The 25,402-nt window shown below is 72.2% G+C and carries 20 protein-coding genes and 2 pseudogenes; 11 read left to right on the top strand and 11 right to left on the bottom strand.

Annotated features, from left to right (window positions below):
- Positions 1 to 168 precede the first annotated feature (168 nt).
- The 3 genes and pseudogenes from G6W55_RS29250 to G6W55_RS29240 form a co-directional block, all read right to left on the bottom strand.
- A complete protein-coding gene (locus tag G6W55_RS29250; protein WP_175523776.1) occupies positions 169 to 2,472 on the bottom strand; it encodes an ABC transporter permease in 2,304 nt (767 codons plus the stop codon).
- 165 nt (positions 2,473 to 2,637) lie between these two features.
- Positions 2,638 to 3,383: pseudogene (locus G6W55_RS29245) on the bottom strand (ABC transporter ATP-binding protein).
- Positions 3,380 to 3,895 carry a PadR family transcriptional regulator gene (locus G6W55_RS29240; RefSeq protein WP_030791304.1) on the bottom strand — a complete coding sequence of 172 codons (516 nt, stop codon included), beginning with the start codon at positions 3,893 to 3,895 and terminating at the stop codon, positions 3,380 to 3,382. Before G6W55_RS29240 ends, G6W55_RS29245 begins: the two are co-directional and overlap by 4 nt.
- Positions 3,896 to 4,020: 125 nt before the next feature.
- On the opposite strand from G6W55_RS29240, the gene G6W55_RS29235 reads away from it, so the two are divergent.
- From G6W55_RS29235 to G6W55_RS29215, 5 genes are all read left to right on the top strand, one after another.
- On the top strand, positions 4,021 to 5,298 hold the full coding sequence (locus G6W55_RS29235) for an ABC transporter substrate-binding protein (protein WP_175523775.1): 1,278 nt from the start codon (positions 4,021 to 4,023) through the stop codon (positions 5,296 to 5,298).
- Positions 5,299 to 5,450: 152 nt separating this feature from the next.
- A complete protein-coding gene (locus G6W55_RS29230; protein WP_175523774.1) occupies positions 5,451 to 7,115 on the top strand; it encodes a glycoside hydrolase family 13 protein in 1,665 nt (554 codons plus the stop codon).
- Between the two features lie 38 nt (positions 7,116 to 7,153).
- Positions 7,154 to 8,482: an ABC transporter substrate-binding protein gene (locus tag G6W55_RS29225; protein WP_175523773.1), complete on the top strand. Its 1,329-nt coding sequence runs from the start codon at positions 7,154 to 7,156 to the stop codon at positions 8,480 to 8,482.
- A 6-nt stretch (positions 8,483 to 8,488) separates the two neighbouring features.
- Positions 8,489 to 9,853: a carbohydrate ABC transporter permease gene (locus G6W55_RS29220; protein WP_175523772.1), complete on the top strand. Its 1,365-nt coding sequence runs from the start codon at positions 8,489 to 8,491 to the stop codon at positions 9,851 to 9,853.
- Positions 9,850 to 10,689 carry a carbohydrate ABC transporter permease gene (locus G6W55_RS29215; protein WP_030791292.1) on the top strand — a complete coding sequence of 280 codons (840 nt, stop codon included), beginning with the start codon at positions 9,850 to 9,852 and terminating at the stop codon, positions 10,687 to 10,689. Before G6W55_RS29220 ends, G6W55_RS29215 begins: the two co-directional genes overlap by 4 nt.
- 76 nt (positions 10,690 to 10,765) lie before the next feature.
- Here G6W55_RS29215 and pgl read toward each other — a convergent pair whose 3' ends face one another.
- The 5 genes from pgl to tkt are packed head-to-tail and all read right to left on the bottom strand — an operon-like array spanning position 10,766 to position 17,457.
- The gene (gene pgl, locus G6W55_RS29210; protein ID WP_175523771.1) at positions 10,766 to 11,548 is read right to left on the bottom strand and encodes a 6-phosphogluconolactonase; all 783 of its coding nucleotides are present in this window, start codon (positions 11,546 to 11,548) and stop codon (positions 10,766 to 10,768) included.
- Complete coding sequence (opcA, locus tag G6W55_RS29205) at positions 11,545 to 12,693, bottom strand: glucose-6-phosphate dehydrogenase assembly protein OpcA (protein ID WP_175523770.1); 1,149 nt, start codon at positions 12,691 to 12,693, stop codon at positions 11,545 to 11,547. Before opcA ends, pgl begins: the two co-directional genes overlap by 4 nt.
- Positions 12,690 to 14,213, bottom strand: a complete 1,524-nt coding sequence (gene zwf / locus G6W55_RS29200) for a glucose-6-phosphate dehydrogenase (protein ID WP_078633085.1) — start codon at positions 14,211 to 14,213, stop codon at positions 12,690 to 12,692. Before zwf ends, opcA begins: the two co-directional genes overlap by 4 nt.
- A gap of 3 nt (positions 14,214 to 14,216) precedes the next feature.
- A complete protein-coding gene (tal, locus tag G6W55_RS29195; protein WP_175523769.1) occupies positions 14,217 to 15,335 on the bottom strand; it encodes a transaldolase in 1,119 nt (372 codons plus the stop codon).
- Positions 15,336 to 15,369: 34 nt separating this feature from the next.
- On the bottom strand, positions 15,370 to 17,457 hold the full coding sequence (gene tkt, locus G6W55_RS29190; protein WP_175523768.1) for a transketolase: 2,088 nt from the start codon (positions 17,455 to 17,457) through the stop codon (positions 15,370 to 15,372).
- Positions 17,458 to 17,904: 447 nt separating this feature from the next.
- Here tkt and G6W55_RS29185 point away from each other — a divergent pair, with 447 nt between their 5' ends.
- The 4 genes from G6W55_RS29185 (at position 17,905) to G6W55_RS29170 (ending at position 21,250) form a co-directional block, all read left to right on the top strand.
- Complete coding sequence (locus G6W55_RS29185) at positions 17,905 to 18,858, top strand: heme o synthase (protein WP_175523767.1); 954 nt, start codon at positions 17,905 to 17,907, stop codon at positions 18,856 to 18,858.
- A gap of 94 nt (positions 18,859 to 18,952) precedes the next feature.
- Positions 18,953 to 19,309, top strand: coding sequence for a hypothetical protein (locus G6W55_RS29180; protein ID WP_175523766.1), 357 nt, complete (start codon positions 18,953 to 18,955; stop codon positions 19,307 to 19,309).
- 69 nt (positions 19,310 to 19,378) lie between these two features.
- Positions 19,379 to 20,485, top strand: a complete 1,107-nt coding sequence (locus tag G6W55_RS29175) for an amidohydrolase family protein (RefSeq protein WP_175523765.1) — start codon at positions 19,379 to 19,381, stop codon at positions 20,483 to 20,485.
- Between the two features lie 18 nt (positions 20,486 to 20,503).
- Positions 20,504 to 21,250, top strand: a complete 747-nt coding sequence (locus tag G6W55_RS29170; RefSeq protein WP_175523764.1) for a nucleotidyltransferase domain-containing protein — start codon at positions 20,504 to 20,506, stop codon at positions 21,248 to 21,250.
- Here the strand turns inward: G6W55_RS29170 and G6W55_RS29165 are convergent.
- From G6W55_RS29165 to G6W55_RS29155, 3 genes are read right to left on the bottom strand one after another with little or no spacing between them, the layout of a single operon-like run.
- Positions 21,247 to 22,257, bottom strand: coding sequence for a heme A synthase (locus G6W55_RS29165; RefSeq protein WP_175523763.1), 1,011 nt, complete (start codon positions 22,255 to 22,257; stop codon positions 21,247 to 21,249). The two genes, G6W55_RS29170 and G6W55_RS29165, sit on opposite strands and share 4 nt — an antisense overlap.
- 55 nt (positions 22,258 to 22,312) lie before the next feature.
- A complete protein-coding gene (locus G6W55_RS29160; RefSeq protein ID WP_175523762.1) occupies positions 22,313 to 23,083 on the bottom strand; it encodes an ABC transporter permease in 771 nt (256 codons plus the stop codon).
- The gene (locus G6W55_RS29155) at positions 23,080 to 24,003 is read right to left on the bottom strand and encodes an ABC transporter ATP-binding protein (RefSeq protein WP_030791252.1); all 924 of its coding nucleotides are present in this window, start codon (positions 24,001 to 24,003) and stop codon (positions 23,080 to 23,082) included. Before G6W55_RS29155 ends, G6W55_RS29160 begins: the two co-directional genes overlap by 4 nt.
- A gap of 304 nt (positions 24,004 to 24,307) precedes the next feature.
- On the opposite strand from G6W55_RS29155, the gene G6W55_RS29150 reads away from it, so the two are divergent.
- Together G6W55_RS29150 and G6W55_RS29145 are read left to right on the top strand one after the other, a co-directional pair.
- Complete coding sequence (locus tag G6W55_RS29150; protein WP_175523761.1) at positions 24,308 to 25,060, top strand: metalloregulator ArsR/SmtB family transcription factor; 753 nt, start codon at positions 24,308 to 24,310, stop codon at positions 25,058 to 25,060.
- A pseudogene (locus G6W55_RS29145) lies at positions 25,057 to 25,402 on the top strand (Fe-S cluster assembly protein SufB); the annotation flags it as partial. The gene G6W55_RS29150 and the pseudogene G6W55_RS29145, both read left to right, overlap by 4 nt.

Below are 25,402 nucleotides of genomic sequence, written 5' to 3'. Positions count from 1 at the left end.
GGGGCGGCGAGTGCGGTTGTTCCGGGCATCGCCGTCGGGGCGGGCCGCAGGGGCGGTCGGCGTGGCTGTCCCTGGTGTCGCCGTCGGGGCGGGCCGTGCCGGCCGCGGTGAGGGGCCGGGCGTTCGGGCCCTACGACGCTCGGATCACCGTGCTGAAGTCACCGGCGCTCAGGTCACCGCGCTCAGCGTGTCCGCCAGGCGGCGGCGGGCCGCTCGGGCTGCCGGGAGGGCTGCGAGGGCGGCCGCTCCTGTCACCGCGGCCAGGGCGAACAGGGCCAGCAGGGGCGGGGACGGCACCGTCGCGATGCCGGCGCCGATGCCGCTCGACGCGCCCTGGGCGTCGATCAGCCAGCGGGCCAGGGGCGCTCCCAGCACGGTGGCGATCAGGGCCGCGGCCAGGGCGGTGCCGGCGGTCGCGGTCACGGTGATCGCGGTGATCTGGCGTGGGGAGAGTCCCACGGCCTTCAGGGCGAGCAGGTCCCGCTCGCCCTCGCGGACCGTCCCGCCGATCGCCGTCAGCAGTTCGATGAGGCCGATGAGGGCCAGGACCACGATCAGCCCGGCCACCACCGCGCGCAGCGGCGAGAGGCCGTCCGCCGGGTTGGTCACGGGGTGCACGTCCAGATGCCCCTGACCGGCCGCGGTCAGCCGGGCGGCGACCTCGCCGGGGTCGGCGCCCGGCTCCAGCCGTACCTGGTAGAGGGTGGGGGCCAGCTCCGGGTCGTTCTCGCGCAGGGTGTCCAGCGAGGTGGAGATGACCCGGCCGGCGTTCTCCGGTTCGATGCTGCGGCCCACGATGTGCAGGATCTGCGGCTGGTCGCCCACGGTCATGCGGACCCAGTCGCCGACCCGTACGTCCAGCAGGTCGAGGAGCCCCTGTCCGGCCACCGCCTCGTCCTCGGCGCGGGCGGGGCGGCCCTCGGCGAGGGTGTACGGGTAGGGGTCGCCGTCGACCCCGAGGCCGCGCAGCGCGATCGTCGCCGTCTGGCCGGGGACCAGGGCCGCCAGTTCGACGCCGGGGTGGGCGGCGACGACCTGCGGGTCGCGTTCCAGCAGGGCGCGGGCGTCCCGGTCGGCGAGCCCGGAGTCCGCGTGGACGGTGAGGGCCGCCGGGAGGCCGATCCGCTCGGGGCTGCGGTGGAAGCGGTCGATGGTGGTCCAGGCGCTCATCGCCACCACGATCAGCAGCAGCGGCAGTGCGAGCCGGGTGATCGTGGCGAGCGACCGCAGCCGCCGGGTGGAGGTCCGGTGCCAGCCGAGCACCAGCGCGGGCGGCACCCGGGCCGCGAGCGCCCACCGCGCGGCACCGGACAGCGGACCCGCCGCGCCGGGGGTCCGCGGCCGGGGTCCCGCCGCGGGCCGGGGCACCGGCACCGGGGGCACCCGCCCCGCCCGCCAGGCCGCCAGCCCGGTGGTGGCCCCGATGAACAGCACCGCGGCGACCGGCACCGCGACCAGGGCCGTCGTGTGCCCGGGCAGCCCCTGCCACACGCCGATCGCGTCGCCGAGCCGGCCCGGGATCCGGCTGCCCAGCAGTTGCGCGAGGGTGGCGGCGGCCGCCGCGCCCAGCAGGGCGTAGGCGATGTGCTGGAGCAGGAAGACCCGGACCACCTGACCGGGCGTGAAACCGATCGCCTTGAGCACCGAGATGTCCCGCAGATGGCCCCGGATCCGGGTGCCGATCGCCCCGTGCACGGCGAGTCCCGCGGCCACCAGCGCGCCGATCCCGAACAGCCCGAGCACCTGTCCCAGCAGCCGGTTGTCGCCCTGGGCCTCGGCCCGTGCCTGCTGCCAGGTGGAGACCTCGCTGACCGCGCCCGAGCCCAGGAGGGTGACGGCCCGCTGGACGGCGTAGTCGGTGTCGTCGGGGTCGGTCAGCCGCAGCCCGATCACCTGGCCGCCCGGGTCGGGGACGGCGGACGGCAGCGCCCAGACCAGGCCCGGCTGCTCGCCCGGCCGGTAGCGCGGCTCGGCGCTGTCGGCGACGCCGAGCACGGTCAGGGAGCGGCCGGTGCCGGGCAGGGTGAGCGTGTCGCCGGGGCCGGCCAGCAGGGCGCGGGCGAGACGGCTTTCCAGGACCACCCCGTCGGGGGCGGAGGCGTCCAGCCAGCGCCCGGAGGTGAGCAGCGGCCGGTCGACGGCGGGCCGCTGCGCGGTGCCGCGCAGTTCGACGGAGGCCCGGGTGCCGCGGGAGGCGAGCGCGGTGGAGACGGTGGGGTAGGGGCCGGCGACGGACTCGACGCCGTCCAGGGAGGCCAGCTTCCCGGCCGGTGCGGAGGGGGCGGTGTGCAGCCAGACATGGGCGCCGCGCGCCTGGGTGAAGACGCGCTGCCACGGGTTGGTGGCGTAGCCGAAGAGCGCCGTGGCCAGCAGCAGCGAGGCCACGATGCCGGCCGTGGCGAGCACCAGGAACAGCGCCTCGCCGCGGTGCGTGCGCAGATCGGAGTGGGCCCAGCGCAGGGTGGCTCGCACGGGCCTCAGCCTCTCGGCCGGCAGGGGAGCCGACCACCGTCGGCCACCAGCACGTGGGCCACCCGCGCCGCCATCCGCAGGTGGGCCGCCCGCACGTCGGCCATCCGCCCGGAGGCCCCCCGCACGTCGGCCCCCCGCCCGGAGGCCACCCGCATGTAGGTCATCTCAGTCCCTCAGCTCCAGCACACCGGATATCCCGGTGCCGCGCGCCGGTGTGCCGTCCAGGGCCGCGTCGTCGGCGATCCGGCCGTCGAAGAAACTGATCACCCGGTCCGCGGCGCTCGCCAGGCGGGCGTCATGGGTGACCAGGACGATCGTCTGGCCGCGCTGGTGGAAGCGGGACAGCAGCCGCATCACCTCACGGGTGCCCTTGCTGTCCAGGCTGCCCGCGGGCTCGTCGGCCAGCAGCAGCGGCGGATGGTTGACCAGGGCGCGGGCCAGCGCTCCTTGCCCGCGAGCCCCAGCTCGGCCAGCAGGTCCTCGCGCTCGGCGCGGGCCCGGCGCGGCGGCACCCCGGCGAGCAGGGCGGGCAGCTCGACGTTGTCGGCGACCGACAGGTTCGACACCAGGTTGAAGAACTGGAAGACGATCCCGATGCGCTTCCTGCGCTCCACGGCCCAGCGCGCCTCGCCGTAGCCGTCGGTGCGGCGGCCGTCCAGCCAGAGGCTGCCGGCGTCGGGGCGCTGGAGCCCGCCCAGCAGATGCAGCAGGGTGGACTTGCCGGCGCCGGACGGGCCGGTGACGGCGACGAACTCGCCCCGCCGTACGCACAGGTCGACCCCGCGCACCGCGTGCGCCGGCGCGCCCTCGCCGTGGTGCGTCTTGACGAGCCCCTCGGCGCGCAGCAGGGGAGGGGTGTCCGGCTGGGGAGGCTCCGCGGCGCGCGGCCGCGGGGCGGGACGGTCGCTCACTCCAGCTCCTCCAGCTCTTCCTGGCACCGCTCCAGCCAGTCCAGGTCGGCCTGGAGGTGCAGCATCGCGCCCTCTATCAGCAGATGGGCGATGCGGTTGTCCCGGTTCTCGGCGGCGGCCAGCTTCGACAGACTGCGCATGGTGGTCAGGTACTGGCGCCGCTGTTTGTTGATGAGGGCGATCTGGTCCGCGAGTCCGGTGCGCGGGGCGAGGGCCAGTTTCATGAAGAACTCGTCCCGCACCCGTGGTTCGTCCTCGGGCTCCTCGAACCAGGCGCTCAGTGCCGTACGCCCGGCGTCGGTGAGGTGGTAGACCTTTTTGTTGGGCCGGCCGGCCTGCTCGACGTCCTCGCCCTCGATCAGTCCGGACTTCTCCAGACGGCCGAGGGTCACATAGATCTGGCCGACGTTCGGCTGAGGGTACGCGGAGCCCAGCATCTGCTCAAGGTCCTGCTTGAGTTCGTAGCCGTGGGCCGGGCCGCGTGCCAGCAGGGCCAGGAGGGGCAGCCGCACTCGTGCTCTCCTCCTCGCATCCTGGGTAATGTGCCGCGGGCCCTAGTATCGCGCATACCTAACGGGTATACATGGCCTCTGACTCCGGACGACGGCGCCCGGCGCCTGTGTACAGGGAGGAACCTATGCGGTGGATACGCGCCGCGGGTAGGGGCCTTCTCGTTCTGGTCGTGGTCATGACCGGCTATATAGCCTCCGGCGCCCGCGCCGACGACGGCCCGGCGGGCGGCCGCGGGCCGCTCACCCTGGCCACCGCCGGGGACCTCACGGGCTATCTGGGCCCGCTCCTCGAAGGCTGGAACCGCGCCCACCCCGGTGAACGGGTCACCCTCGTCGAGCTGCCGGACTCCGCCGACGAGACCCACGCCCAGATGATCACCGATCTGCGGGCCGACGGCGGCCGCTTCGACCTCCTCAACATCGATGTGAGCTGGACCTCGGAGTTCGCCGCGGCGGGCTGGATACGGCCCCTGCCGCGCGAGAGCTTCCCGCTGGAGACCTTCCTGCCGCCGGTCGTCGACACGGCGACCTACGACGGCCGGCTGTACGCGGTGCCGTACGTGACCAACGCCGGGCTGCTCCTGTACCGCAAGGACGTCCTCGCCCGGGAGGGCGTCCCGCCGCCGCGCACCTGGGCGGAGCTGGAGCGGCTCGCCAAGACCGTCGCGCCGAAGTACGGACTCGACGGCTACGCGGGCCAGTTCCTGCCGTACGAGGGCCTCACCGTCAACGCGGCGGAGGCCGTGTACTCGGCGGGCGGCACGATCCTCGGAGACGAGGGCGAACGCGTCACGGTGAACTCCACGGCCGCCCGCGAGGGCATCGACTTCCTCGCCCGCGGGGTGCGCGAGGGGTGGATCCCGCGCCGGGCGCTCACCTTCAAGGAGGAGGAGTCCAAACAGGCGTTCCAGGACGGCCGGCTGCTCTTCCTGCGCAACTGGCCCTACGCGTACGCCGTCGCGTCGGCCCCCGGCTCGCCCGTCGCCGGGAAGATCGGCGCCGTACCGCTGCCGGGTCCGGACGGGCCCGGGACCAGTGTGCTCGGCGGCTCCAACCTGGCCGTCAGCACGCACGCCCGGCATCCGGACTCCGCCGCGCGCCTGATCGCCTATCTGACCAGCGAGCCCGTGCAGCGCCAGGTCCTCACCCGGGGCGCGCTGCCGCCCGTACGCGCCGCGCTGTACGAGGATCCCGAGCTGGTGCGGGCGTTCCCGTATCTGCCGACCCTGCGCGCCAGTGTGCTGGCGGCCGCGCCGCGCCCCAAGAGCCCCTGCTACGACCAGGTCAGCCTGGTCGTGCAGGCCGTCGTGCGCGACGCGATGGCCGGGCACGGGACGTCCGCCGCGGCGGTGCGGCGGCTGGCGCGCGAACTCGACGTCCTCGCCGACTGCCAGGGCCGCTAGCCGTCGCCAGCCCCGACCTAGTTACATGTTAGGTAACGCCGGGATATCGTCCCGGCGTTTTTTGGTGCGTTAAGTACCGATATAAAAGGCCAACTCCGCAGTAGTTTCCGTACTTCTCATTGACACCCTCGCGACACCGCTACCTAACATGCATGCATAACGGTTGCCCTCCGCAGAGACAGGTCAATGGGTTGAACAGGCATCACTGGTGGCGCGACGCGGTGATCTACCAGGTCTACGTGCGCAGCTTCCTGGACAGCACCGGGGACGGCGTCGGCGATCTCGCCGGGGTCAGGGCCGGGCTGCCGTACCTGCGGAAGCTGGGCGTCGACGGGATCTGGCTGAGCCCCTTCTACCCCTCGCCGCAGCACGACCACGGCTACGACGTCGCCGACTACCGCGACGTCGACCCGCTCTTCGGCGACCTCGCCGAGTTCGACCTGCTGATGACGGCCGCCCGCCGGCTCGGCATCAAGGTCCTCCTGGACATCGTCCCCAACCACTGCTCCAGCGAGCACCCCTGGTTCCGCGAGGCACTGGCCGCCGGACCCGGCAGCGCCGCCCGCGCCCGCTTCCACTTCGCCGACGGCCGCGGCCCCGACGGCGCCGAACCGCCCAACAACTGGCACGCCATGTTCGGCGGACCGGCCTGGAGCCGGGTCACCGAGGCGGACGGCCGGCCCGGCCAGTGGTACCTGCACATGTTCACGCCCCAGCAGCCCGACTGGAACTGGCGCACCCCCGAGGTCGCCGACGAGTTCGACGGCATCCTGCGCTTCTGGCTCGACCGGGGCGTCGACGGCTTCCGCATCGACGTCGCCGCCGGCCTCTACAAGCACCCGGAACTGCCCGACTCCGACGACCCCGAGGCCGACGCCCGCACCCGCGACTCCGTCAACCCGCTCGCCTGGAACCAGCCCGAGGTGCACGACGTGTGGCGGCACTGGCGGTCGGTGTGCGAGGAGTACACGGCCCGCGACGGCCGCGACCGCCTCCTGGTCGGCGAGGTCTCCGTGCCCACGGCCCGCGAACACGCCCGCTACGTCCGCCCCGACGAACTCCACCAGGCGTTCTTCTTCGACCTGCTCGGCGCCCCCTGGAACGCCGACGCCTTCCGCAAGGTCGTCTCCGAGGCCATGCAGGACATCGCGGGCACCGGCTCCACCGTCACCTGGGTCCTCAACAACCACGACCAGATCCGCACCGTCACCCGCTACGGCGAACCCGCCGAAGGCAGCGTCGGCGCCGCCCGCGCCCGTGCCGCCGCCCTGCTGATGCTGGCGCTGCCCGGGGCCGCCTACATCTACCAGGGCGAGGAGCTGGGGCTTCCCGAGGTCCTCGATCTGCCCGACGACGTGCTCACCGACCCGATCTTCCACCGCACCGGACGCCGCGACCGGGTCCGGGACGGCTGCCGGGTGCCGCTGCCCTGGTCGGGCCAGGCGTCGCCGTTCGGCTTCACCTCCGGCGCGGGGGCCGCCGCGCCCTGGCTGCCGCAGCCCGAGTACTTCGCCGAGTACGCCACCGACCGCGCCCTCGCCGACACCCGCTCCTTCTGGCACCTCTACCGCGAGGGACTCCAACTGCGCTCCGCCCTCGACCAGTTGGGCGAGGGCACCCTGCGCTGGCTGGACACCCCGCCCGGCGTCCTCGCCTTCGTGCGCGGCGACGACCTCGTCTGCGCCGTCAACTTCGGTACGGCGCCCACCCCCGCGCCCGTCCCCGGCACCCCGCTGCTGTCCAGCGGACCGTGCCCGCCCGGTGTGCTGCCCGGCTCGACCGCCGCCTGGTGGACCGACGACCGGCACACCCCCTGAACCTCCGTCAACTCCCCATCCCCGAAGGGACATCAACGATGATGCGACGACGTACCGCCCTGCTCTCCGGCTGCACCGCCCTCGTCATGGCGCTCGGCGCGACCGCCTGCGGCGACAGCGACCCGGTCTCCGCCGGCGGCGGCGACAAGAGCCTCGACGGCCAGACCGTCACCGTGGCCGGCGTCTGGTCCGGCAGCGAGCAGAAGAACTTCCAGAAGGTCCTCGACGCGTTCTCCGAGAAGACCGGCGCCGACACCCGGTTCGTGTCGACCGGCGACAACGTCTCCACCGTCGTCGGCAGCAAGATCGAGGGCGGCAACGCCCCCGACGTGGTGATGGTCCCGCAGGTCGGCGTGCTCCAGCAGTTCGCGGAGCAGGGCTGGCTCAAGCCGCTGTCCGCCGGCACCGAGAAGGCCGTCGACGCGGGCTACGCACCCGTGTGGAAGACCTACGGCAGCGTCGACGGCACCCTCTACGGCCTCTACTTCAAGGCCGCCCACAAGTCCACCGTCTGGTACAGCCCCGACGCCCTCGCCCAGGCCGGGGTCGAACCGCCGAAGACCTTCGACGAGCTGCTCCAGGCCGGCCGCACCGTCTCCGACTCGGGCCTCGCCGCCTTCTCGGTGGCCGGACAGGACGGCTGGACCCTCACCGACTGGTTCGAGAACGTCTACCTCTCCCAGGCCGGACCCGAGAAGTACGACGCCCTCGCCGCGCACGAGCTGAAGTGGACCGACGCCTCCGTGGTCGACGCGCTCACCACCCTCGGCAAGGTCTTCTCCGACGACCAGCTCACCGCGGGCGGCGCGAAGGGCGCCCTCAACACCGACTTCCCCGGCTCGGTGGAGAAGGTCTTCGGACCGAAGCCCGAGGCCGGGATGGTCTACGAGGGCGACTTCGTCGCCGGTGTCGCCAAGGACCAGTTCGGCAAGTCCATCGGCGAGGACGCCGACTTCTTCCCCTTCCCGCCGGTCGGCAGCGGCGTGGCGCCCGTGGTCAGCGGGGGTGACGCCGCCGTCGTCCTCAAGGACGGCAAGAACGCCGACGCCGGCATGAAGCTGCTGGAGTACCTGGCCACCCCCGAGGCCGCCGCCGTGTGGGCCGAGGCCGGCGGCTTCCTCTCCCCGAACAAGAAGCTGGACCTCGCCGCGTACGGCGACGACGTCACCCGCGAGACCGCCAAGTCCCTCGTCGAGGCCGGCGACTCGGTCCGCTTCGACATGTCCGACCAGGCCCCGGCGGCCTTCGGCGGCACCAAGGGCGCCGGCGAGTGGAAGATCCTCCAGGACTTCCTGCGCGACCCGTCCGACCCGAAGGCCACCGCCGCCCGCCTGGAGGCCGCGGCCGCCAAGGCCTACAAGGGCTGACGGACCATGTCCTCGACCTTGCTGAACGAGGCGCCCGCGCCCCCGGCCGGCGGCCCCGCCGGCCGGGCCCGGAGCAGACGACGGCGCGGCCGTGCCGTCGCCGTGCTCTTCGCCCTCCCCGCGCTCCTCCTGCTCGGCGCGCTGGTCGTCTACCCCGTGCTGTTCTCCGTCGGCCGCAGCTTCTTCGACGCGTCCGGCTCCCGCTTCGTCGGCGGCGACAACTACACCGAGATGTTCCGCGACCCGGCGACCCTCAAGGCGGTGCGCAACACCGCGATCTGGGTCGTCGTGGCCCCGGCCCTGCTGACCGGCCTCGGGCTGATCCTCGCGGTGCTGGTGGAGAAGATCCGCTGGGCCACCGCCTTCAAGCTGCTGCTGTTCATGCCGATGGCCGTCTCCTTCCTCGCCGCCGGCATCGTCTTCCGCCTCGCCTACGACGAGGACCCCGACAAGGGCGTCCTGAACGCGGCCGTGGTCTCCGTGCACGACGCCTTCACCGGCACCTCCGCCTACCCGACCGCACGGGCCCGCGAAGGACAGGGGCTCACCGCGGCCCCCGACGGCTCGTACCGCACCGACACCGCCGTGGCGCCGGGGGAGACCGTCACGCTCGGCCTGGTCGGCGTCCTGCCGAAGGACCTGCCCGACGGCGCCGAACCGGCGTCCCGGGCGGGGGCCGCCGCGGCGGCCCCCGACGAGCTGCGCGGCGTCGTCTACCTGGACTTCACCCCCGGCGGCGGAGGCCGTCAGGGCCAGGTCGACGCCCGCGAGAGCGGACTGCCGGAGATGACGGTCGAGGCGGTCAAGGACGGGAGGACGGCCGCCTCCGCCACCACGGCCGCCGACGGCTCCTTCCGCCTCACCGGACTCGACGCGGACGCCTCGTACACCGTACGGCTGCCCGCCGCGAACTTCGCCGCCCCCTACGACGGGATCTCCTGGCTCGGCCCCGCGCTCGTCACCCCGGCGATCATCGGCGCCTACCTGTGGATCTGGACCGGGTTCGCGATGGTGCTGATCGGCGCCGGCCTCGCGACCCTCCCCCGGGACGCGCTGGAGGCGGCGCGGATGGACGGCGCGAACGAGTGGCAGATCTTCCGGCGGATCACCGTGCCGCTGCTGGCACCCGTCCTCACCGTCGTCTTCGTGACCCTCGTGATCAATGTGATGAAGGTCTTCGACCTCGTCTACATCATCGCGCCCGGACCGGTGCAGGAGGACGCCACCGTGCTCGCCACCCAGATGTGGCTGGTGTCCTTCGGCGGCGGCAACGACCAGGGCCTCGGCAGCGCGCTCGGCGTACTGCTCCTGCTCCTGGTGGTCCCCGCCATGGTCTTCAACGTCCGTCGATTCCGGAGGAGTCAGCGATGAACGCGGTCAGGCGCGGCCTGGGCAGCGCCCTGGTGCAGGGCTTCCTCGTGGTGATCGGCCTGGTCTGGCTGACCCCGCTGGCCGGACTGCTGATGTCCTCGCTGCGGTCGGCCGAGGACACGGCGAAGGGCGGCTGGTGGACGGTGTTCACCAGCCCCGCGCAGCTCTCCTTCGACAACTACTCGGCGCTGCTGGGGAACGCGGGCATCACCCGGGCGTTCTGGAACACCGTGCTGATCTCGGTGCCGACGACCGTCCTGGTCGTCGTCCTCGCGGCGCTCGCCGGATACGCCTTCGCCTGGCTGGACTTCCCCGGCCGGGACGCCGTCTTCCTGGTGGTGGTGGCGCTGTTGGTGGTGCCGGTGCAGATCGGTCTGCTGCCCGTGGCCAAACTCTTCGGCCAGCTCGGCCTGTTCGGCACGATCCCCGGAGTCGTCCTCTTCCATGTGGCGTACGGTCTGCCGTTCGCCGTGTTCCTGCTGCGCAACTACTTCGCCGAGATGCCGAAGGAGATGCTGGAGGCGGCGCGGATGGACGGCGGCACCGAGTGGCGGATCTTCACCCGCCTCGTCCTGCCGGTGGGCCGGCCCGCGCTGGCCAGCCTCGCCATCTTCCAGTTCCTGTGGGTGTGGAACGACATGCTGGTCGCCCTGCTGTTCGCGGACAGCTCCGCCCAGCCGCTGACCGTCGAACTCCAGTCGCAGATCCGGCAGTTCGGCAGCAACATCGACGTCCTGGCACCGGGCGCGTTCGTCTCGCTGGTGGTGCCGGTGGCCGTGTTCTTCGCCTTCCAGCGGCACTTCGTGCAGGGGGTGATGGCGGGATCGGTGAAGTGAGCGCGAAGGGCCGGAGGGCGGTGGGGAACCTGACCCCCACCGCCCTCCGGCCCTCGGACGCCTCAGACGGGCGGCCTCACGGCGACGCCGGCGGATACAGCGACCGCGGCAGCCGGGAGGCCGCCGCGCTGTCCAGCAGCCACAGGGTGCGGGCACGGCCGCGCGCGCCCGCCGCCGGGGCCTGGATCTCGCCCGCGCCGGACAGGGCGATCGCCGCGGCCTCGGCCTTGTCCTCGCCGGCCGCCAGCAGCCACACCTCACGCGCCGCCCGGATCGCCGGGAGGGTGAGGGTGACCCGGGTGGGCGGCGGCTTGGGCGCGCCCCGCACCCCGACCACCGTGCGCTCGGTCTCCCGTACGGCCGGCAACTCCGGGAAGAGCGAGGCCACATGGGTGTCCGGGCCGACGCCCAGCATCAGCACGTCGAAGCCCGGCACGGCCGCGTGGTCCTCGGGGCCCGCCGCGTGGGCCAGCTCCTCGGCGTACGCCTCCGCGGCCGCCTCCACGTCGCTGCCGTACGGACCGTCGGACGCGGGCATGGCGTGCACGCGCTTCGGGTCCAGCGGCACCGCGTCGAGCAGGGCCTCGCGGGCCTGCGTGACGTTGCGCTCCGGATCGCCCTCGGGCAGGAAGCGTTCGTCGCCCCACCACAGGTCGAGCCGGCTCCAGTCGACGGCGTCCCGGGCCGGGGCGGCGGCCAGCGCGGCCAGCAGGCCGTTGCCGTTGCGGCCGCCGGTGAGGACCACGGACGCGGTGCCGCGGGACGCCTGGGCGTCCACGATCTTCGTGATGAGGCGGGCCGCGGCGGCCTGCGCCATCAGTTCCTTGTCGTGGTGCACGACGAGCTGGGGAGCACTCACTTCGCCGCCGCCTTCTTGCCCGGAGCCGGAGCCGGAGCCGGAGCCGCGGCAGGCGCCGGATCCGGAGCCGAGGCGGGCGTCACCGGTGCCGGCGCCGCCGTTTCCCGTGCGGCACCTTCCGCAGGTCCTTCGCCGGTGCCGGGCCCTTCTCCTTTGGCGACGGCACCCTCCCCCTTCTCGTCCGGGGCGGCGGGCGCCTTCCCGGCCGGCACCGCCGTCGACGCGTTCAGCCGGGCCACCCCGAACCGCAGCGCGGACGCGTAGGTGTCGTCCGGGTCCAGCCGGCGCAGCTCCTCCGCGATCAGCTCGGCCGTGTCGCGGCGCTTGAGCGCCACCGCCCGGTCGGGCTGGCCCTGGATGGAGAGCGTGGCCAGCGAGCCGTCGGCCCGGTCCAGCACGATCGGACCGGCGTCGGTCGCCATCCGCACCGCCGTGAGCCCCGGACCGCCGGACAGCGACCGCTTGACGGGCACCGCGAGGCGGTCCGCGAGCCACATCGCCAGCAGCTCGCAGCTCGGGTTGAACTCCTCGCCCTCCACCTCGACCGAGTTCACCGTGCAGGTGACCTGGTCCAGGGCGGCGGCCAGCATCGAACGCCAGGGCGTGATCCGGGTCCACGACAGGTCCGTGTCGCCGGGCGCGTAGGTGTCGGCGCGGGCGCCGAGTTCCCGCACCGGCTGCTCGGAGGCGTAGGTGTCGGTGACCCGGCGCTGGGCGAGCGCGCCGAGCGGGTCGGCGGCCGGGTCCAGCGGCGCGTTCACCGGCCACCACACGACCACCGGGGCGTCCGGCAGCAGCAGCGGCAGCACGACCGACTGGGCGTGGTCGGCGACCTCGCCGTACAGCCGCAGCACGACCGTCTCGCCGGTGCCCGCGTCCGCGCCCACCCGCACCTCGGCGTCGAGGCGGGACTGGGTGCGGTCGCGGGGGGAGCGGGAGACGCGCTTGATGACGACGAGCGTGCGCGAGGGGTGCTCGCGCGAGGCGTCGCCGGCCGCCTTGAGGGCGTCGTACGCGTTCTCCTCGTCGGTGACGATGACCAGCGTCAGCACCATGCCCACGGCCGGGGTGCCGATGGCACGGCGGCCCTGGACCAGCGCCTTGTTGATCTTGCTGGCGGTGGTGTCCGTCAGGTCTATCTTCATGGCCGGCGCCAGCTCCGTCCGTCTCGTTCGAGCATCTCGTCCGCCTCGACGGGCCCCCAGGTACCGGCCGGGTACTGCGCGGGCCGGCCGTGGGCGTCCCAGTACCGCTCGATCGGGTCGAGGATCTTCCAGGACAGCTCGACCTCCTCGGTGCGCGGGAAGAGGTTCGAGTCGCCGAGCAGCACATCGAGGATGAGGCGCTCGTACGCCTCGGGCGAGGACTCCGTGAAGGACTCGCCGTAGGCGAAGTCCATGGACACGTCCCGGATCTCCATGGAGGTGCCCGGCACCTTGGAGCCGAAGCGGACCGTCACGCCCTCGTCGGGCTGGACCCGGATGACGATGGCGTTCTTGCCCAGCTCCTCCGTCGCCGTGTGGTCGAAGGGGGAGTGCGGGGCCCGCTGGAAGACCACCGCGATCTCGGTGACCCGGCGGCCGAGCCGCTTGCCGGTGCGCAGATAGAAGGGGACGCCCGCCCAGCGGCGGTTGTCGACCTCCACCTTGATGGCCGCGTAGGTGTCGGTCTTGGACTGCGGGTCGATGCCGTCCTCTTCGAGGTAGCCGACGGCCTTCTCGCCGCCCTGCCAGCCGGCCGCGTACTGGGCGCGCACGGTGTCGCGGCCCAGGTCCTTCGGCAGCCGGACCGCGCCGAGCACCTTGGTCTTCTCGGCGGCCAGCGCGTCCGCGTCGAAGGAGGCGGGCTCCTCCATGGCGGTGAGCGCCATGAGCTGGAGGAGGTGGTTCTGGATGACGTCGCGGGCGGCGCCGATGCCGTCGTAGTAGCCGGCGCGGCCGCCGATGCCGATGTCCTCGGCCATCGTGATCTGGACATGGTCGACGAAGGACCGGTTCCAGATCGGCTCGAACATGGTGTTGGCGAACCGCAGCGCCAGGATGTTCTGGACGGTCTCCTTGCCCAGGTAGTGGTCGATGCGGAAGACCTGGTCCGGGGCGAAGACCTCGTGGACCACCTGGTTCAGCTCCTTGGCCGACTCCAGGTCGTGGCCGAAGGGCTTCTCGATGACGGCGCGGCGCCAGGAGTCCTTCGTCTGGTCGGCCAGGCCGTGCTTCTTGAGCTGCTGGATGACGACGGGGAAGGACCGCGGCGGCACCGACAGATAGAAGGCGAAGTTGCCGCCCGTGCCCTGCGCCTTGTCCAGTTCCTGGATCGTGGAGCGCAGCCGCTCGAACGCCTCGTCGTCGTCGAAGGTGCCCTGCACGAAGCGCATGCCCTGGATGAGCTGCTGCCAGACCTCCTCGCGGAAGGGCGTGCGGGCGTGCTCCTTGACCGCGTCGTGGACCTCCTGCGCGAAGTCCTCGTGCGCCCACTCGCGGCGGGCGAACCCGACCAGCGAGAAGCCCGGCGGCAGCAGACCCCGGTTGGCGAGGTCGTAGACGGCGGGCATGAGCTTCTTCCGGGACAAATCGCCCGTGACGCCGAAGATGACCAGGCCCGACGGCCCCGCGATACGCGGGAGCCGTCGGTCTGCGGGGTCACGCAGCGGATTGCTGCTCGACAGGTCTCAGCCCTCCGAGGGGGCGAGGCGCTCCAGCTCCGCCTCGGTCGACTTGAGCAGGTCGTTCCAGGACGCCTCGAACTTCTCGACGCCCTCGTCCTCCAGGAGCTGGACCACGTCGTCGTACGAGATGCCGAGCTTGTCGACCGCGTCGAGTTCGGCGCGGGCCTGCTCGTACGTCCCGGCGACGGTGTTGCCGGTGATCCGCCCGTGGTCCTCGGTGGCGAACAGGGTCGCCTCCGGCATGGTGTTCACCGTGTTCGGGGCGACCAGGTCGTCCACGTACAGGGTGTCCTTGTACGCCGGGTCCTTCACACCCGTGGAGGCCCACAGCGGACGCTGCTTGTTGGCGCCCGCCTTCTCCAGCGCGGTCCAGCGGGGACCCGAGAAGACCTCCTCGTACGCCTGGTAGGCGAGCCGGGCGTTGGCGAGGGCGGCCTTGCCGCGCGCCGCCCTGGCCTCGTCGGTGCCCAGCGCGTCGAGGCGCTTGTCGATCTCGGTGTCCACGCGGGACACGAAGAAGGACGCCACCGAGTGGATCAGCGAGAGGTCGAGGCCCTTCTCCTTGGCCTTCTCCAGGCCCGCCAGGTAGGCGTCCATGACCTCGCGGTAGCGCTCCAGCGAGAAGATCAGCGTGACGTTGACGCTGATGCCGTTGCCGATGACCTCGGTGATCGCCGGCAGACCCGCCTTGGTGGCCGGGATCTTGATCAGGGTGTTGGGGCGGTCGACCAGCCAGGCGAGCTGCTTGGCCTCGGCGACCGTGGCCCGGGTGTTGTGGGCGAGCCGGGGGTCGACCTCGATCGACACCCGCCCGTCCTGGCCGTCGGTGGCGTCGAAGACCGGGCGCAGGATGTCGGCGGCGTCGCGGACGTCCGCCGTCGTGATCATGCGGATGGCCTCTTCGACGGTGACCTTGCGGGCGGCGAGGTCCGCGAGCTGCCGGTCGTAGCCGTCGCCCTGGGAGATCGCCTTCTGGAAGATCGACGGGTTGGTGGTGACGCCCACGACGTGCTGCTGGTCGATCAGCTCGGCGAGGTTGCCCGAGGTGATCCGCTTGCGCGACAGGTCGTCCAGCCAGATCGCGACGCCTTCTTCGGAGAGGCGCTTCAGTGCGTCTGTCATGGAAATTGCATCTCCTACGTGTCGTGTGTGAGCGTCAGCGCCGAGCCGCGGCGAGGGATTCCCGGGCCTGCGCGGCCACGTTCTCCGCGGTGAAGCCGTACTCCTGGAACAGGACCTTGCCGTCCGCGGAGGCACCGAAGTGCTCCAGGGAAACGATGCGTCCGGCGTCCCCGACGTACTTGTGCCAGGTCAGACCGATACCGGCCTCGACCGAGACCCGGGCCCGCACCGACGGCGGCAGAACGCCGTCCCGGTACCCCTGGTCCTGCTCCTCGAACCACTCCACCGACGGCATCGACACGACGCGCGTCGGGACCCCGTCGGCCTCCAGCAGCTCGCGCGCCTCGACGGCGACGTGCACCTCGGAGCCGGTCGCGATCAGGATGACCTCGGGCGTGCCCGTGGACGCCTCGAACAGCACATAGCCGCCCTTGGCCGCGTCCTCGTTGGGCTCGTACGTCGGCACGCCCTGGCGGGTCAGCGCCAGACCGTGCGGGGCGCCCTCGCCGAAGACCTTGGTGTAGCGGCGCAGGATCTCGCGCCAGGCGATCGCGGTCTCGTTGGCGTCCGCCGGGCGGACCACGTTGAGGCCGGGGATCGCGCGCAGCGACGCGAGGTGCTCGACCGGCTGGTGCGTCGGGCCGTCCTCGCCGAGGCCGATGGAGTCGTGCGTCCACACGTACGTCACCGGCAGGTGCATCAGCGCCGACAGCCGCACGGAGTTGCGCATGTAGTCGGAGAACACGAGGAACGTGCCGCCGTAGATACGGGTGTTGCCGTGCAGCGCGATGCCGTTCATCTCCGCGGCCATGGAGTGCTCGCGGATGCCGAAGTGGATCGTGCGGCCGTACGGGTCCGCCTCCGGCAGCGGGTTGTCCGCCGGGAGGAACGACGACGTCTTGTCGATCGTCGTGTTGTTGGAACCGGCCAGGTCGGCCGAGCCGCCCCACAGCTCCGGGATGACCGCGCCGAGCGCCTGGAGCACCTTGCCCGAGGCGGCGCGGGTGGCGACACCCTTGCCGGGCTCGAAGACCGGGAGCTTCTCCTCCCAGCCGGCCGGCAGCTCGGTCGCGGCGATGCGGTCGTACTCGGCGGCCCGCTCCGGGTTGTCGTCCCGCCAGAGCTGGTAGGACTTCTCCCACTCGGCCTTCGCCTGCGCGCCGCGCTCCAGGGCGCCCCGGGTGTGGTTGATGACCTCGTCGGTGACCTCGAAGGTCAGCTCCGGGTCGAAGCCGAGGACGCGCTTGGTGGCGGCCACCTCGTCGTCGCCGAGCGCCGAGCCGTGGGCGGCCTCGGTGTTCTGCGCGTTCGGGGCGGGCCAGGCGATGATCGAGCGCATCGCGATGAAGGACGGCTTGTCCGTCACCAGCTTCGCGGCCTCGATCGCGTCGTACAGCGCGTGCGGGTCGAGGTCGCCGTCCGGCTTCGGGGCGACCCGCTGCACATGCCAGCCGTACGCCTCGTACCGCTTGACGGTGTCCTCGGAGACGGCCGTCTCCGTGTCGCCCTCGATCGAGATGTGGTTGTCGTCCCACAGCAGGATGAGGTTGCCCAGCTCCTGGTGGCCGGCCATCGAGGACGCCTCCGCGGAGATGCCCTCCTGGAGGCAGCCGTCACCGGCGATGACGTAGATGAAGTGGTCGAAGGGCGACTCGCCCTGCGGGGCCTCCGGGTCGAACAGACCGCGCTCGTAGCGGGCGGCCATCGCCATGCCGACGGCGTTGGCGACACCCTGGCCCAGCGGGCCGGTCGTCGTCTCCACGCCCACGGTGTGCCCGTACTCGGGGTGGCCCGGGGTCTTCGAACCCCAGGTGCGGAACGACTTCAGGTCGTCCAGCTCCAGGCCGAAGCCGGCCAGGTAGAGCTGGGTGTAAAGAGTGAGGGACGAATGGCCCGCGGACAGCACGAATCGGTCGCGGCCCACCCAGTCGGCGTCGGCCGGGTCGTGCCGCATCACCTTCTGGAAGAGGGTGTACGCGGCGGGGGCCAGGCTCATCGCCGTACCGGGATGGCCGTTGCCGACCTTCTGTACGGCGTCGGCGGCCAGAACGCGTGCGGTGTCCACGGCCCGCTGGTCCAACTCGGTCCACTCGAGGTCTGTGGTGGTCGGCTTGGTGCTCACCCTGGGTCAGGGCTCCTCTCCACATGTCGAATACCGGCTGCTGAGGGCGCGCGCCCACCGGCTGCCGATGCACTGGATGTCCACCGGCCGCTGTCGAGCCTACCCCTGCGAAGACGTGCGTTTTTTCGAGTCATTCCAGACTGCCGGGCCGGGCTGGGATCCGCCTCCCGACTGGCACGTTCCGCATTCGGCACATGAATACGGAGCCGCTCATCTGACTGCTCAATCGAGTTTCTGTACGACCTTTGAGCGGACCCTTGAGCGGACATCTGAGCGGGCCTCCGACCACCTGTCGATCATGGCCCGAAGACGCCGCCGGACACCCCCTTCCAACACGACCCCACCCCCGCGAAGGCCGGGGTGTGGGCAACGTCTACAGTGGCGTGGTACGCGCGGGCCTTTACCCCCTATTCACATGGGGAGGCCTGCTGGGAGTCTCTGTCAGGGGTGTGCGTGACGGCCGTTGAATCCCGTCCAGTGGGGATTATCGGGACGAGCCAGAGCCCGAGCCGGCGGCCGTTCGGGGCCCGGGTCAAGGCGTTCGTGGCGCTGACCAAGCCGCGGATCATCGAGCTGCTGCTGATCACCACCGTTCCGGTGATGTTCCTGGCACAGCAGGGTGTCCCCGACCTCGGCCTGGTCCTTCTGACCTGCCTCGGCGGCTATCTCTCCGCGGGCGGCGCCAACGCGCTGAACATGTACATCGACCGCGACATCGACGCGCTGATGGACCGCACCTCGCAGCGGCCGCTGGTGACCGGGATGGTGAGCCCGCGTGAATGTCTCGCCTTCGGCATCACCCTCGCGGTGGTCTCCACACTGCTGTTCGGACTGACCGTCAACTGGCTGTCCGCCTGGCTCGCCCTCGGCGCGCTCCTCTTCTACGTGGTCGTCTACACGATGATCCTCAAGCGGCGTACCTCGCAGAACATCGTGTGGGGCGGGATCGCCGGCTGCATGCCCGTCCTCATCGGCTGGTCCTCGGTGACGAACTCCCTGTCCTGGGCCCCGGTCGTCCTCTTCCTCGTCATGTTCTTCTGGACGCCGCCGCACTACTGGCCGCTCTCCATGAAGGTCAAGGACGACTACGCGCGCGTGGGCGTGCCGATGCTGCCGGTCATCGCCTCCAACAAGACGGTCGCCAAGCAGATCGTCCTCTATAGCTGGGTGATGGTCGCCGTCTCGCTGCTGCTCACCCCGCTGGGCTACACCGGCTGGTTCTACACGGCGGTCGCGCTGGTCGCGGGCGGCTGGTGGCTGTGGGAGGCGCACGCCCTGCACGGCCGGGCGAAGGCCGAGGTCACGGGCGGCAAGCTGAAGGAGATGCGGCTCTTCCACTGGTCCATCACCTATGTGTCGCTGCTGTTCGTGGCGGTCGCGGTGGACCCCTTCCTGCGGTAGTCCCTCCCGGATCCGTGCGACGGCCGGGGTGCGTGGGCAAGGCCACGCACCCCGGCCGTCGCCGTTCGATCTACCCGTCGGTAGCATCCTGACCATGGCAGACACGCAGCAGGTTGACGCGAAGGACGGACGCCGGGTCGCCCGGCTCGCCAAGCAGATCGGCGCCTTCTCCCGCGAGCACGGCGGGGCCGAGGGCCAGGTCGCGTACATCGGGGAGCGCGGCGCCCGGATCGTGCTCGTCGGCGCGGACGGCGGCTGGGGCGACCTGGTGGCCCCCTCGGTCGAGATCGCGAACCGGGCCGTGGAGAAGGCCGGGATCACGGTCCACGACGAGTTCGACGGCGAGTTCGCGGCGAAGGTGACCACGGGACCGTACGAGTGGAGCCGGATGGCCGGGATCCAGGTCGGCGGCCCGAAGAACCCGACGGGCGACACCCCGAGCGGCACCTGAGCAACACCTGACACCCGGTTCACCCGTTAGGACCTTCAGGAGTACGCGGTCCGCCTCACGGGAGTGCCGATGATCGAAACGCCGTCCCTGGTGGACCAGTACTGCCACGGCGTCCTGCGAACGGAGCTGGGTCTCGGCACCTTCGAGGCCCAGCTCGCCCGTACCGAGGGCCCGCCCGCCCCGGGCACCACCCTCTTCGACACCCAGACCGGTTTCGCGGTACGCCGTTGGTGCCCCCCGCTGCTCGGCCTGGAACCGCACTGCCCGCCCGCCGGTTATCTCGCCCGCCGCCGTGAACTCGGCGTACTGGAATCGGGCCGCCGGCTGCTGCGCGGCAGCGGCATCACCACCTACCTCGTCGACACCGGGCTGCCCGGCGACCTCACCGGGCCCGGCGAACTGGCCTCCGCCGGGGACGCCGAGGCGCGTGAGATCGTCCGCCTGGAACTCCTCGCCGAGCAGGTCGCCGACACCTCCGGCACCGTCGAGTCCTTCCTCGCCAACCTCGCCGAGTCGGTCCACGGGGCCGCCGCGAGCGCGGTCGCCTTCACCTCGGTGGCCGGGGTGCGCCACGGCCTCGCCCTCGCGCCCGAACCGCCGGGCCCGGGGGAGGTGCGGGGCGCGGCGGGCCGCTGGCTGGCCGCCCGCCGGGTCGGCGACGAACTGACCGACCCGGTGCTGCTACGGCATCTGCTGTGGATCGCCGTCGCCTCCGGGCTGCCGCTCCAACTGCACGCGGGGCTCGGCGAGACCGGCGCGCGCATCGACCGCACCGACCCCGTGCTGCTCACGGACTTCGTCCGGGCCACCGCCGGCCTCGGCACGGACCTCGTGCTGCTGCACGCCTACCCGTACCACCGCCACGCCGCCCATCTTGCGGGCGTCTTCCCCCATGTGTACGCCGACTCCGGCGCCGCCCTGGTGCGCACCGGCGCCCGGGCCGCGACGGTCCTCGCGGAGACCCTGGAACTGGCCCCCTTCGGCAAGATCCTCTTCTCCAGCGGCGGCCAGCGTCTGCCCGAACTCCATGTGGTGGGCGCCCGTCTCTTCCGCGAGGCCCTGGCCCGGGTCCTGGGCGCCTGGGTCACCGAGGGCGCCTGGTCCCGCCCGGACGCCCAGCGGGTGGCGGCCCTGATCGCCTCGGGGAACGCGCGGCGGGTGTACGGGCTGGAGTGAGGCCGGGACACTGGGCGCATGACACGCCGTACGGACGCCCTACTGGGCCGTTTCCTCGCCGGGCTCGCGGCGCTGGACCCCGCCGCCGTCTGGGCCCACGGGTCGCTCGCCGGGGGCGACTACCAGGAGGGCCGCAGCGATCTGGACCTGGTCGCGGTCCTGCCGGGGCCCCTCGGTCCGCGCACGGTGTGGGCCCTGGCCCGGCTGCACGCCCGCCTCCGCGGCGAACCGCTCGCCCCGCTGCTGCACTGCACCTACCTCACCCCCGGCGGGGCGGCGGATCCGGAGCGGCGCCACGTCACCTGGGCGCACGGCGAACTGTTCCGGCGACCGGTCACCCCCGTGACCCGGCGCGAACTGCACGAATTCGGCCGGGTGCTGCACGGCGAGCCCCCACGTGCGGTCCTGCCGCCGGTGCCGGACGGTGAACTCGGCGCCTTCGTCGTCCGCGACCAGCGGGAGTTCTGGCGGCCCCATGTGGACCGGGCGGCGCTGTGGCGCCAGGACGTCTGGGTCGACCTGGGCCTGCTCACCTTCGCCCGCGCCACCGCCACCCTGCGGGACGGCCGGCTGATCTCCAAGCGCGAGGCCCTGGACCTGCTGCCGACCCTCGGCGCGCCCACCGAGGTCGTCGAGGACATCACCCGACGCCGCTACGACGACCGTCGTGTGGCACCCGAGGCGGGCTGGACCGAGCGCAGGGCGGGGCTTGCCCGGGGCTACCTCGGTCCGGCGATCGACGGGCTCGTCGTGGTGTACGGCTAGGCGCGGGAGCCGACGGTCGCCTCGGGGGACGGGCCCGGCAGGGGGATCGTCGTCTCGGGGCGTTCGCGCAGCGACAGCAGTACCCGCAGCACCCAGATCCACATGAGGGTGGAGCCGAGCATGTGCGCGGCCACCAGGACCTCGGGGAGGTGGGTGAAATATTGCACGTAGCCCACCGCTCCCTGAGCCAGCAGCACGATGAACAGCTCGCGGGTCCGGTCCAGCGGGCCCTTCGGCGCGTCCACCGCCTTCAGGACGAACCACAGCGCGAAGGTCAGTGTCACCACGATCCACGCCAGTACGGCGTGCAGTTTGGCGACCGTCTCCCAGTCGATCGGGATGCGCTCCACCTCGCTGGAGTCGCCCGCGTGCGGACCCGCGCCGGTGACCACCGTGCCGACCGCGATGACAAGAACCGACGCGGCGACCAGGAACCACACCAACTGCTGGACGGCCTTGCCGACCAGCGGACGCGGCTCCCCGCCGCCCTCCCGGGTGCGCTGCCACATCACCGTGGCGACGGCGATGAGCGCGGACGACAGCAGGAAGTGCGCCGCGACCGTATACGGGTTGAGGCCCACGAGGACCACGATGCCGCCGAGGATCGCGTTGCTCATCACGACCCAGAACTGGGCCCAGCCCAGCCGGGTGAGGTCCCGGCGGTGCGGCTTGGCGGCCCGCGCGGCGATGATCGCCCAGCCGACGGCGGCGCACAGCACGTACGTCAGCATGCGGTTGCCGAACTCGATCGCGCCGTGCAGACCCATCGCACTGGTCGCGGTGAGCGAGTCCTCCGTGCACTTGGGCCAGGTCGGGCAGCCGAGACCGGAACCGGTGAGCCGTACGGCACCGCCGGTGACCACGATGAGCACCGACATCACGAGGGCGCCGAGGGCCGCGCGCTCGACCGTCCGGGGGTCCGGGGTCCAGCGGGAGGCGATGAAGGCGAGCGGGTTGCGCAGGGCCGCCAGGGCGTCGGCGCGGGTCACGTTTGGCACGCCGTCCATCGTAGGGGGCCGCTTGTGCACGCGTTCACGAGGGTCCCCCCGTGCCGGGCGCCGGTCATTCCCAGCGGAAGAACCGGCCGGCCGCGGCCAGCCCGGCCACCGCCCACACCGCCAGGATCCCCAGGTCGCCCCAGGGCATCCCGGCGCCGTGCTGGAGGACGTCCCGCAGACCGTCGGAGAGCGCCGAGATCGGCAGCAGTCCGAGCACGTCCTGGGCGCCGGACGGGAACTTGTCCAGCGGCACGATCACCCCGCCGCCCACGAGCAGCAGCAGGAAGACCAGGTTGGCGGCGGCCAGCGTCGCCTCCGCCTTCAGCGTGCCGGCCATCAGCAGCCCGAGGCCGGAGAACGCGGCGGTGCCCAGCACCAGGAGCAGCAGCACCGCGAGCGGGTTGCCCTGCGGGTCCCAGCCCAGCGCGAAGGCGATCACCGTCAGCAGGATCACCTGGAGCACCTCGGTGACCAGCACGGACACCGTCTTCGCCGTCATCAGCGCCCAGCGCGGCAGCGGGGAGGTCCCGAGCCGCTTCAGGACGCCGTAGCGCCGCTCGAAGCCGGTCGCGATGGCCTGTCCGGTGAACGCCGTGGACATGACCGCGAGTGCCAGGATGCCGGGGGTGAGGAAGTCCACCGCCTCGCCCGCGCCGGTGTCGACGATGTCCACCGTGCTGAACAGCACCAGCAGCAGCGCCGGGATCACGACGGTGAGCAGGAGCTGCTCGCCGTTGCGCAGGAGCATCCTGGTCTCCAGCGCCGCCTGCGCCGCGATCATCCGGGGCAGCGGGGCCGCGCCCGGCCTGGGGGAGTAGGTCCCGAGGGCGCTCATCCGCGCAGCTCCTTGCCGGTCAGTTCGAGGAAGACGTCTTCGAGGGTGTGCCGTTCGACGGAGATCCGGTCCGGCATCACCCCGTGCTGGGCGCACCAGGAGGTGACCGTCGCCAGCAGTTGCGGGTCGACCTTGCCGGCCACCCGGTAGGAGCCCGGGGTCGGCTCGGTGGCGGCGCTGTCCACGGGCAGCGCCTTGAGCAGGGAGTTCACGTCGAGCCCCGGGCGGCCGGTGAAGCGCAGGGTGTTCTCGGCGCCGCCGCGGCACAGCTCCTCGGGGGAGCCCTGTGCGATGACCCGGCCCGCGTCGATGATCGCCACGTCGTCGGCGAGCTGTTCGGCCTCGTCCATGTGGTGCGTGGTGAGGATGGCCGAGACACCGTCCGCGCGCAGATCGCGGACCAGGTCCCAGGTGGCGCGGCGGGCCTGCGGGTCGAGGCCGGCCGTCGGCTCGTCCAGGAACACCAGTTCGGGTCTGCCGACCACGGCCATCGCCAGCGCGAGCCGCTGCTGCTGGCCGCCGGACAGCCGGCGGTACGTCGTCCGGCCGCAGGAGCCGAGGCCGAGCCGCTCGATCAGCGCGTCCACGTCCAGCGGATGCGCGTGCAGCTTCGCCATGTGCCGCAGCATCTCGTCGGCCCGCGCACCGGAGTAGACGCCGCCGGACTGGAGCATCACGCCGATCCGGGGGCGCAGCAGGGCGGCCTGCCGTACGGGGTCGAGGCCGAGGACGCGCACGGTGCCGGAGTCCGGCCTGCGGTATCCCTCGCACGCCTCGATCGTGGTCGTCTTGCCGGCGCCGTTGGGTCCGAGTACGGCGGTGACGCCCGCCCGGGCCGTCAGGTCCAGGCCGTCCACCGCGGTCTTCGTCCCGTACCGCTTCACCAGGGCCTGGATCCGGACGACAGGCTCAGTTCGCATGGCACAGGAGTCTAGGTTCGCGGACGGGCCCTCCGACGGCCGGGTACGGGAACCGGCCACGGGAGGGACGGCAGGTGCGGGAGAGGGTGACTCCGCCCGGTACGTCACCCCGTCCGGCACCGGCAAGTGGGCCGGTGGGAGGGGGTGCGGGCCGGGTCGCGCGGACCCCTCGGCGGACCCCCGCCGTGATCGATCAGTGATCGTTTCCGCAGGTCAGATTAGGTATGCCTAAGTGACGCAGGGCACCGTCCACCGGTCCGGGCGCGGGTTGCCTGCCCCTGAGGAATTACGCAACAATGGCGTTGTGAAAAACGTCGGCGAGGCTCGGGCGACCCCTCAGGGGGCACCCCAGGAAGAGCTCGCGACCGGGGAGCGCTCCACGCGCAACCGCGTCGCGCGCTCCATCCTGGACCACGGGCCGTCGACCGTGACCGAGCTGGCCGGGCGCCTCGGGCTCACCCCCGCCGCCGTCCGCCGCCATCTCGACGCCCTGGTCGCCGATGACGTCGTACAGGCCCGTGAGCAGCGGGTGTACGGAGCGCGGACCCGTGGCCGACCCGCCAAGGTCTTCGCCCTCACCGACTGCGGCCGGGACGCCTTCGACCAGTCCTACGACAAGCTCGCCGCCGACGCCCTGCGCTGGATCCAGGAGCGCTTCGGCGGGGACGAGGCGGTCGTCGCCTTCGCCCGCGCCCGGATCGCCGAACAGGCCGCCGCGTACCGCGCGGCGATCGAGGCCGCGGCCCCCGAGCGGCGCACCGAGGCCCTGGCGAAGGCCCTCAGCGCGGACGGGTACGCTGCGACGGCGCGCAGCGCGCCCCTCCCCCGAAAAGGCGAGCAGCTCTGCCAGCACCACTGTCCCGTCGCCCATGTGGCCGAGAAGTTCCCGCAGCTCTGCGACGCGGAGACCGAGATCTTCTCCCAGCTTCTCGGCACGCACGTCCAGCGGCTGGCGACCATCGCCCACGGCGACGGCGTGTGCACGACGTTCATCCCCGAGATTTCCCAGACCACCCACAACGCATCCGCCAGCACGGCCGGGAGGAACCCCGCATGACTCTCCCCACGGAGACTGCCCACCCCGAACTCGAGGGTCTGGGCACCTACGAATACGGCTGGGCCGACTCCGACGAGGCCGGCGCCTCCGCGAAGCGCGGTCTGAACGAGGACGTGGTCCGGGACATCTCGGCGAAGAAGTCCGAGCCGGAGTGGATGACCAAGCTCCGTCTCAAGGGCCTGCGCCTCTTCGAGAAGAAGCCCATGCCGAACTGGGGCTCCGACCTCTCCGGCATCGACTTCGACAACATCAAGTACTTCGTGCGGTCGACGGAGAAGCAGGCGGAGTCCTGGGAGGACCTGCCCGAGGACATCAAGAACACGTACGACAAGCTCGGCATCC

Origin of the sequence: Streptomyces sp. CAI-85, from assembly GCF_013363615.1 — a bacterium.
Classification (GTDB): domain Bacteria; phylum Actinomycetota; class Actinomycetes; order Streptomycetales; family Streptomycetaceae; genus Streptomyces; species Streptomyces antibioticus_B.
Note: the sequence above shows the minus strand (reverse complement) of the source record. Positions and strands in the feature narration are given on the sequence as shown.

Bases quoted from the DNA above. Each gene is read 5' to 3' on its own strand.
- G6W55_RS29215 (WP_030791292.1), top strand. From the start codon at position 9,850: ATGAACGCGGTCAGGCGCGGCCTGGGCAGCGCCCTGGTGCAGGGCTTC.
- G6W55_RS29170 (WP_175523764.1), top strand. From the start codon at position 20,504: ATGACACGCCGTACGGACGCCCTACTGGGCCGTTTCCTCGCCGGGCTC.
- G6W55_RS29220 (WP_175523772.1), top strand. From the start codon at position 8,489: ATGTCCTCGACCTTGCTGAACGAGGCGCCCGCGCCCCCGGCCGGCGGC.
- G6W55_RS29235 (WP_175523775.1), top strand. From the start codon at position 4,021: ATGCGGTGGATACGCGCCGCGGGTAGGGGCCTTCTCGTTCTGGTCGTG.
- G6W55_RS29160 (WP_175523762.1), bottom strand. From the start codon at position 23,083: ATGAGCGCCCTCGGGACCTACTCCCCCAGGCCGGGCGCGGCCCCGCTG.
- G6W55_RS29180 (WP_175523766.1), top strand. From the start codon at position 18,953: ATGGCAGACACGCAGCAGGTTGACGCGAAGGACGGACGCCGGGTCGCC.
- G6W55_RS29155 (WP_030791252.1), bottom strand. From the start codon at position 24,003: ATGCGAACTGAGCCTGTCGTCCGGATCCAGGCCCTGGTGAAGCGGTAC.
- opcA (WP_175523770.1), bottom strand. From the start codon at position 12,693: ATGAAGATAGACCTGACGGACACCACCGCCAGCAAGATCAACAAGGCG.
- G6W55_RS29225 (WP_175523773.1), top strand. From the start codon at position 7,154: ATGATGCGACGACGTACCGCCCTGCTCTCCGGCTGCACCGCCCTCGTC.
- G6W55_RS29165 (WP_175523763.1), bottom strand. From the start codon at position 22,257: ATGGACGGCGTGCCAAACGTGACCCGCGCCGACGCCCTGGCGGCCCTG.
- G6W55_RS29175 (WP_175523765.1), top strand. From the start codon at position 19,379: ATGATCGAAACGCCGTCCCTGGTGGACCAGTACTGCCACGGCGTCCTG.
- tal (WP_175523769.1), bottom strand. From the start codon at position 15,335: ATGACAGACGCACTGAAGCGCCTCTCCGAAGAAGGCGTCGCGATCTGG.
- G6W55_RS29230 (WP_175523774.1), top strand. From the start codon at position 5,451: ATGCATAACGGTTGCCCTCCGCAGAGACAGGTCAATGGGTTGAACAGG.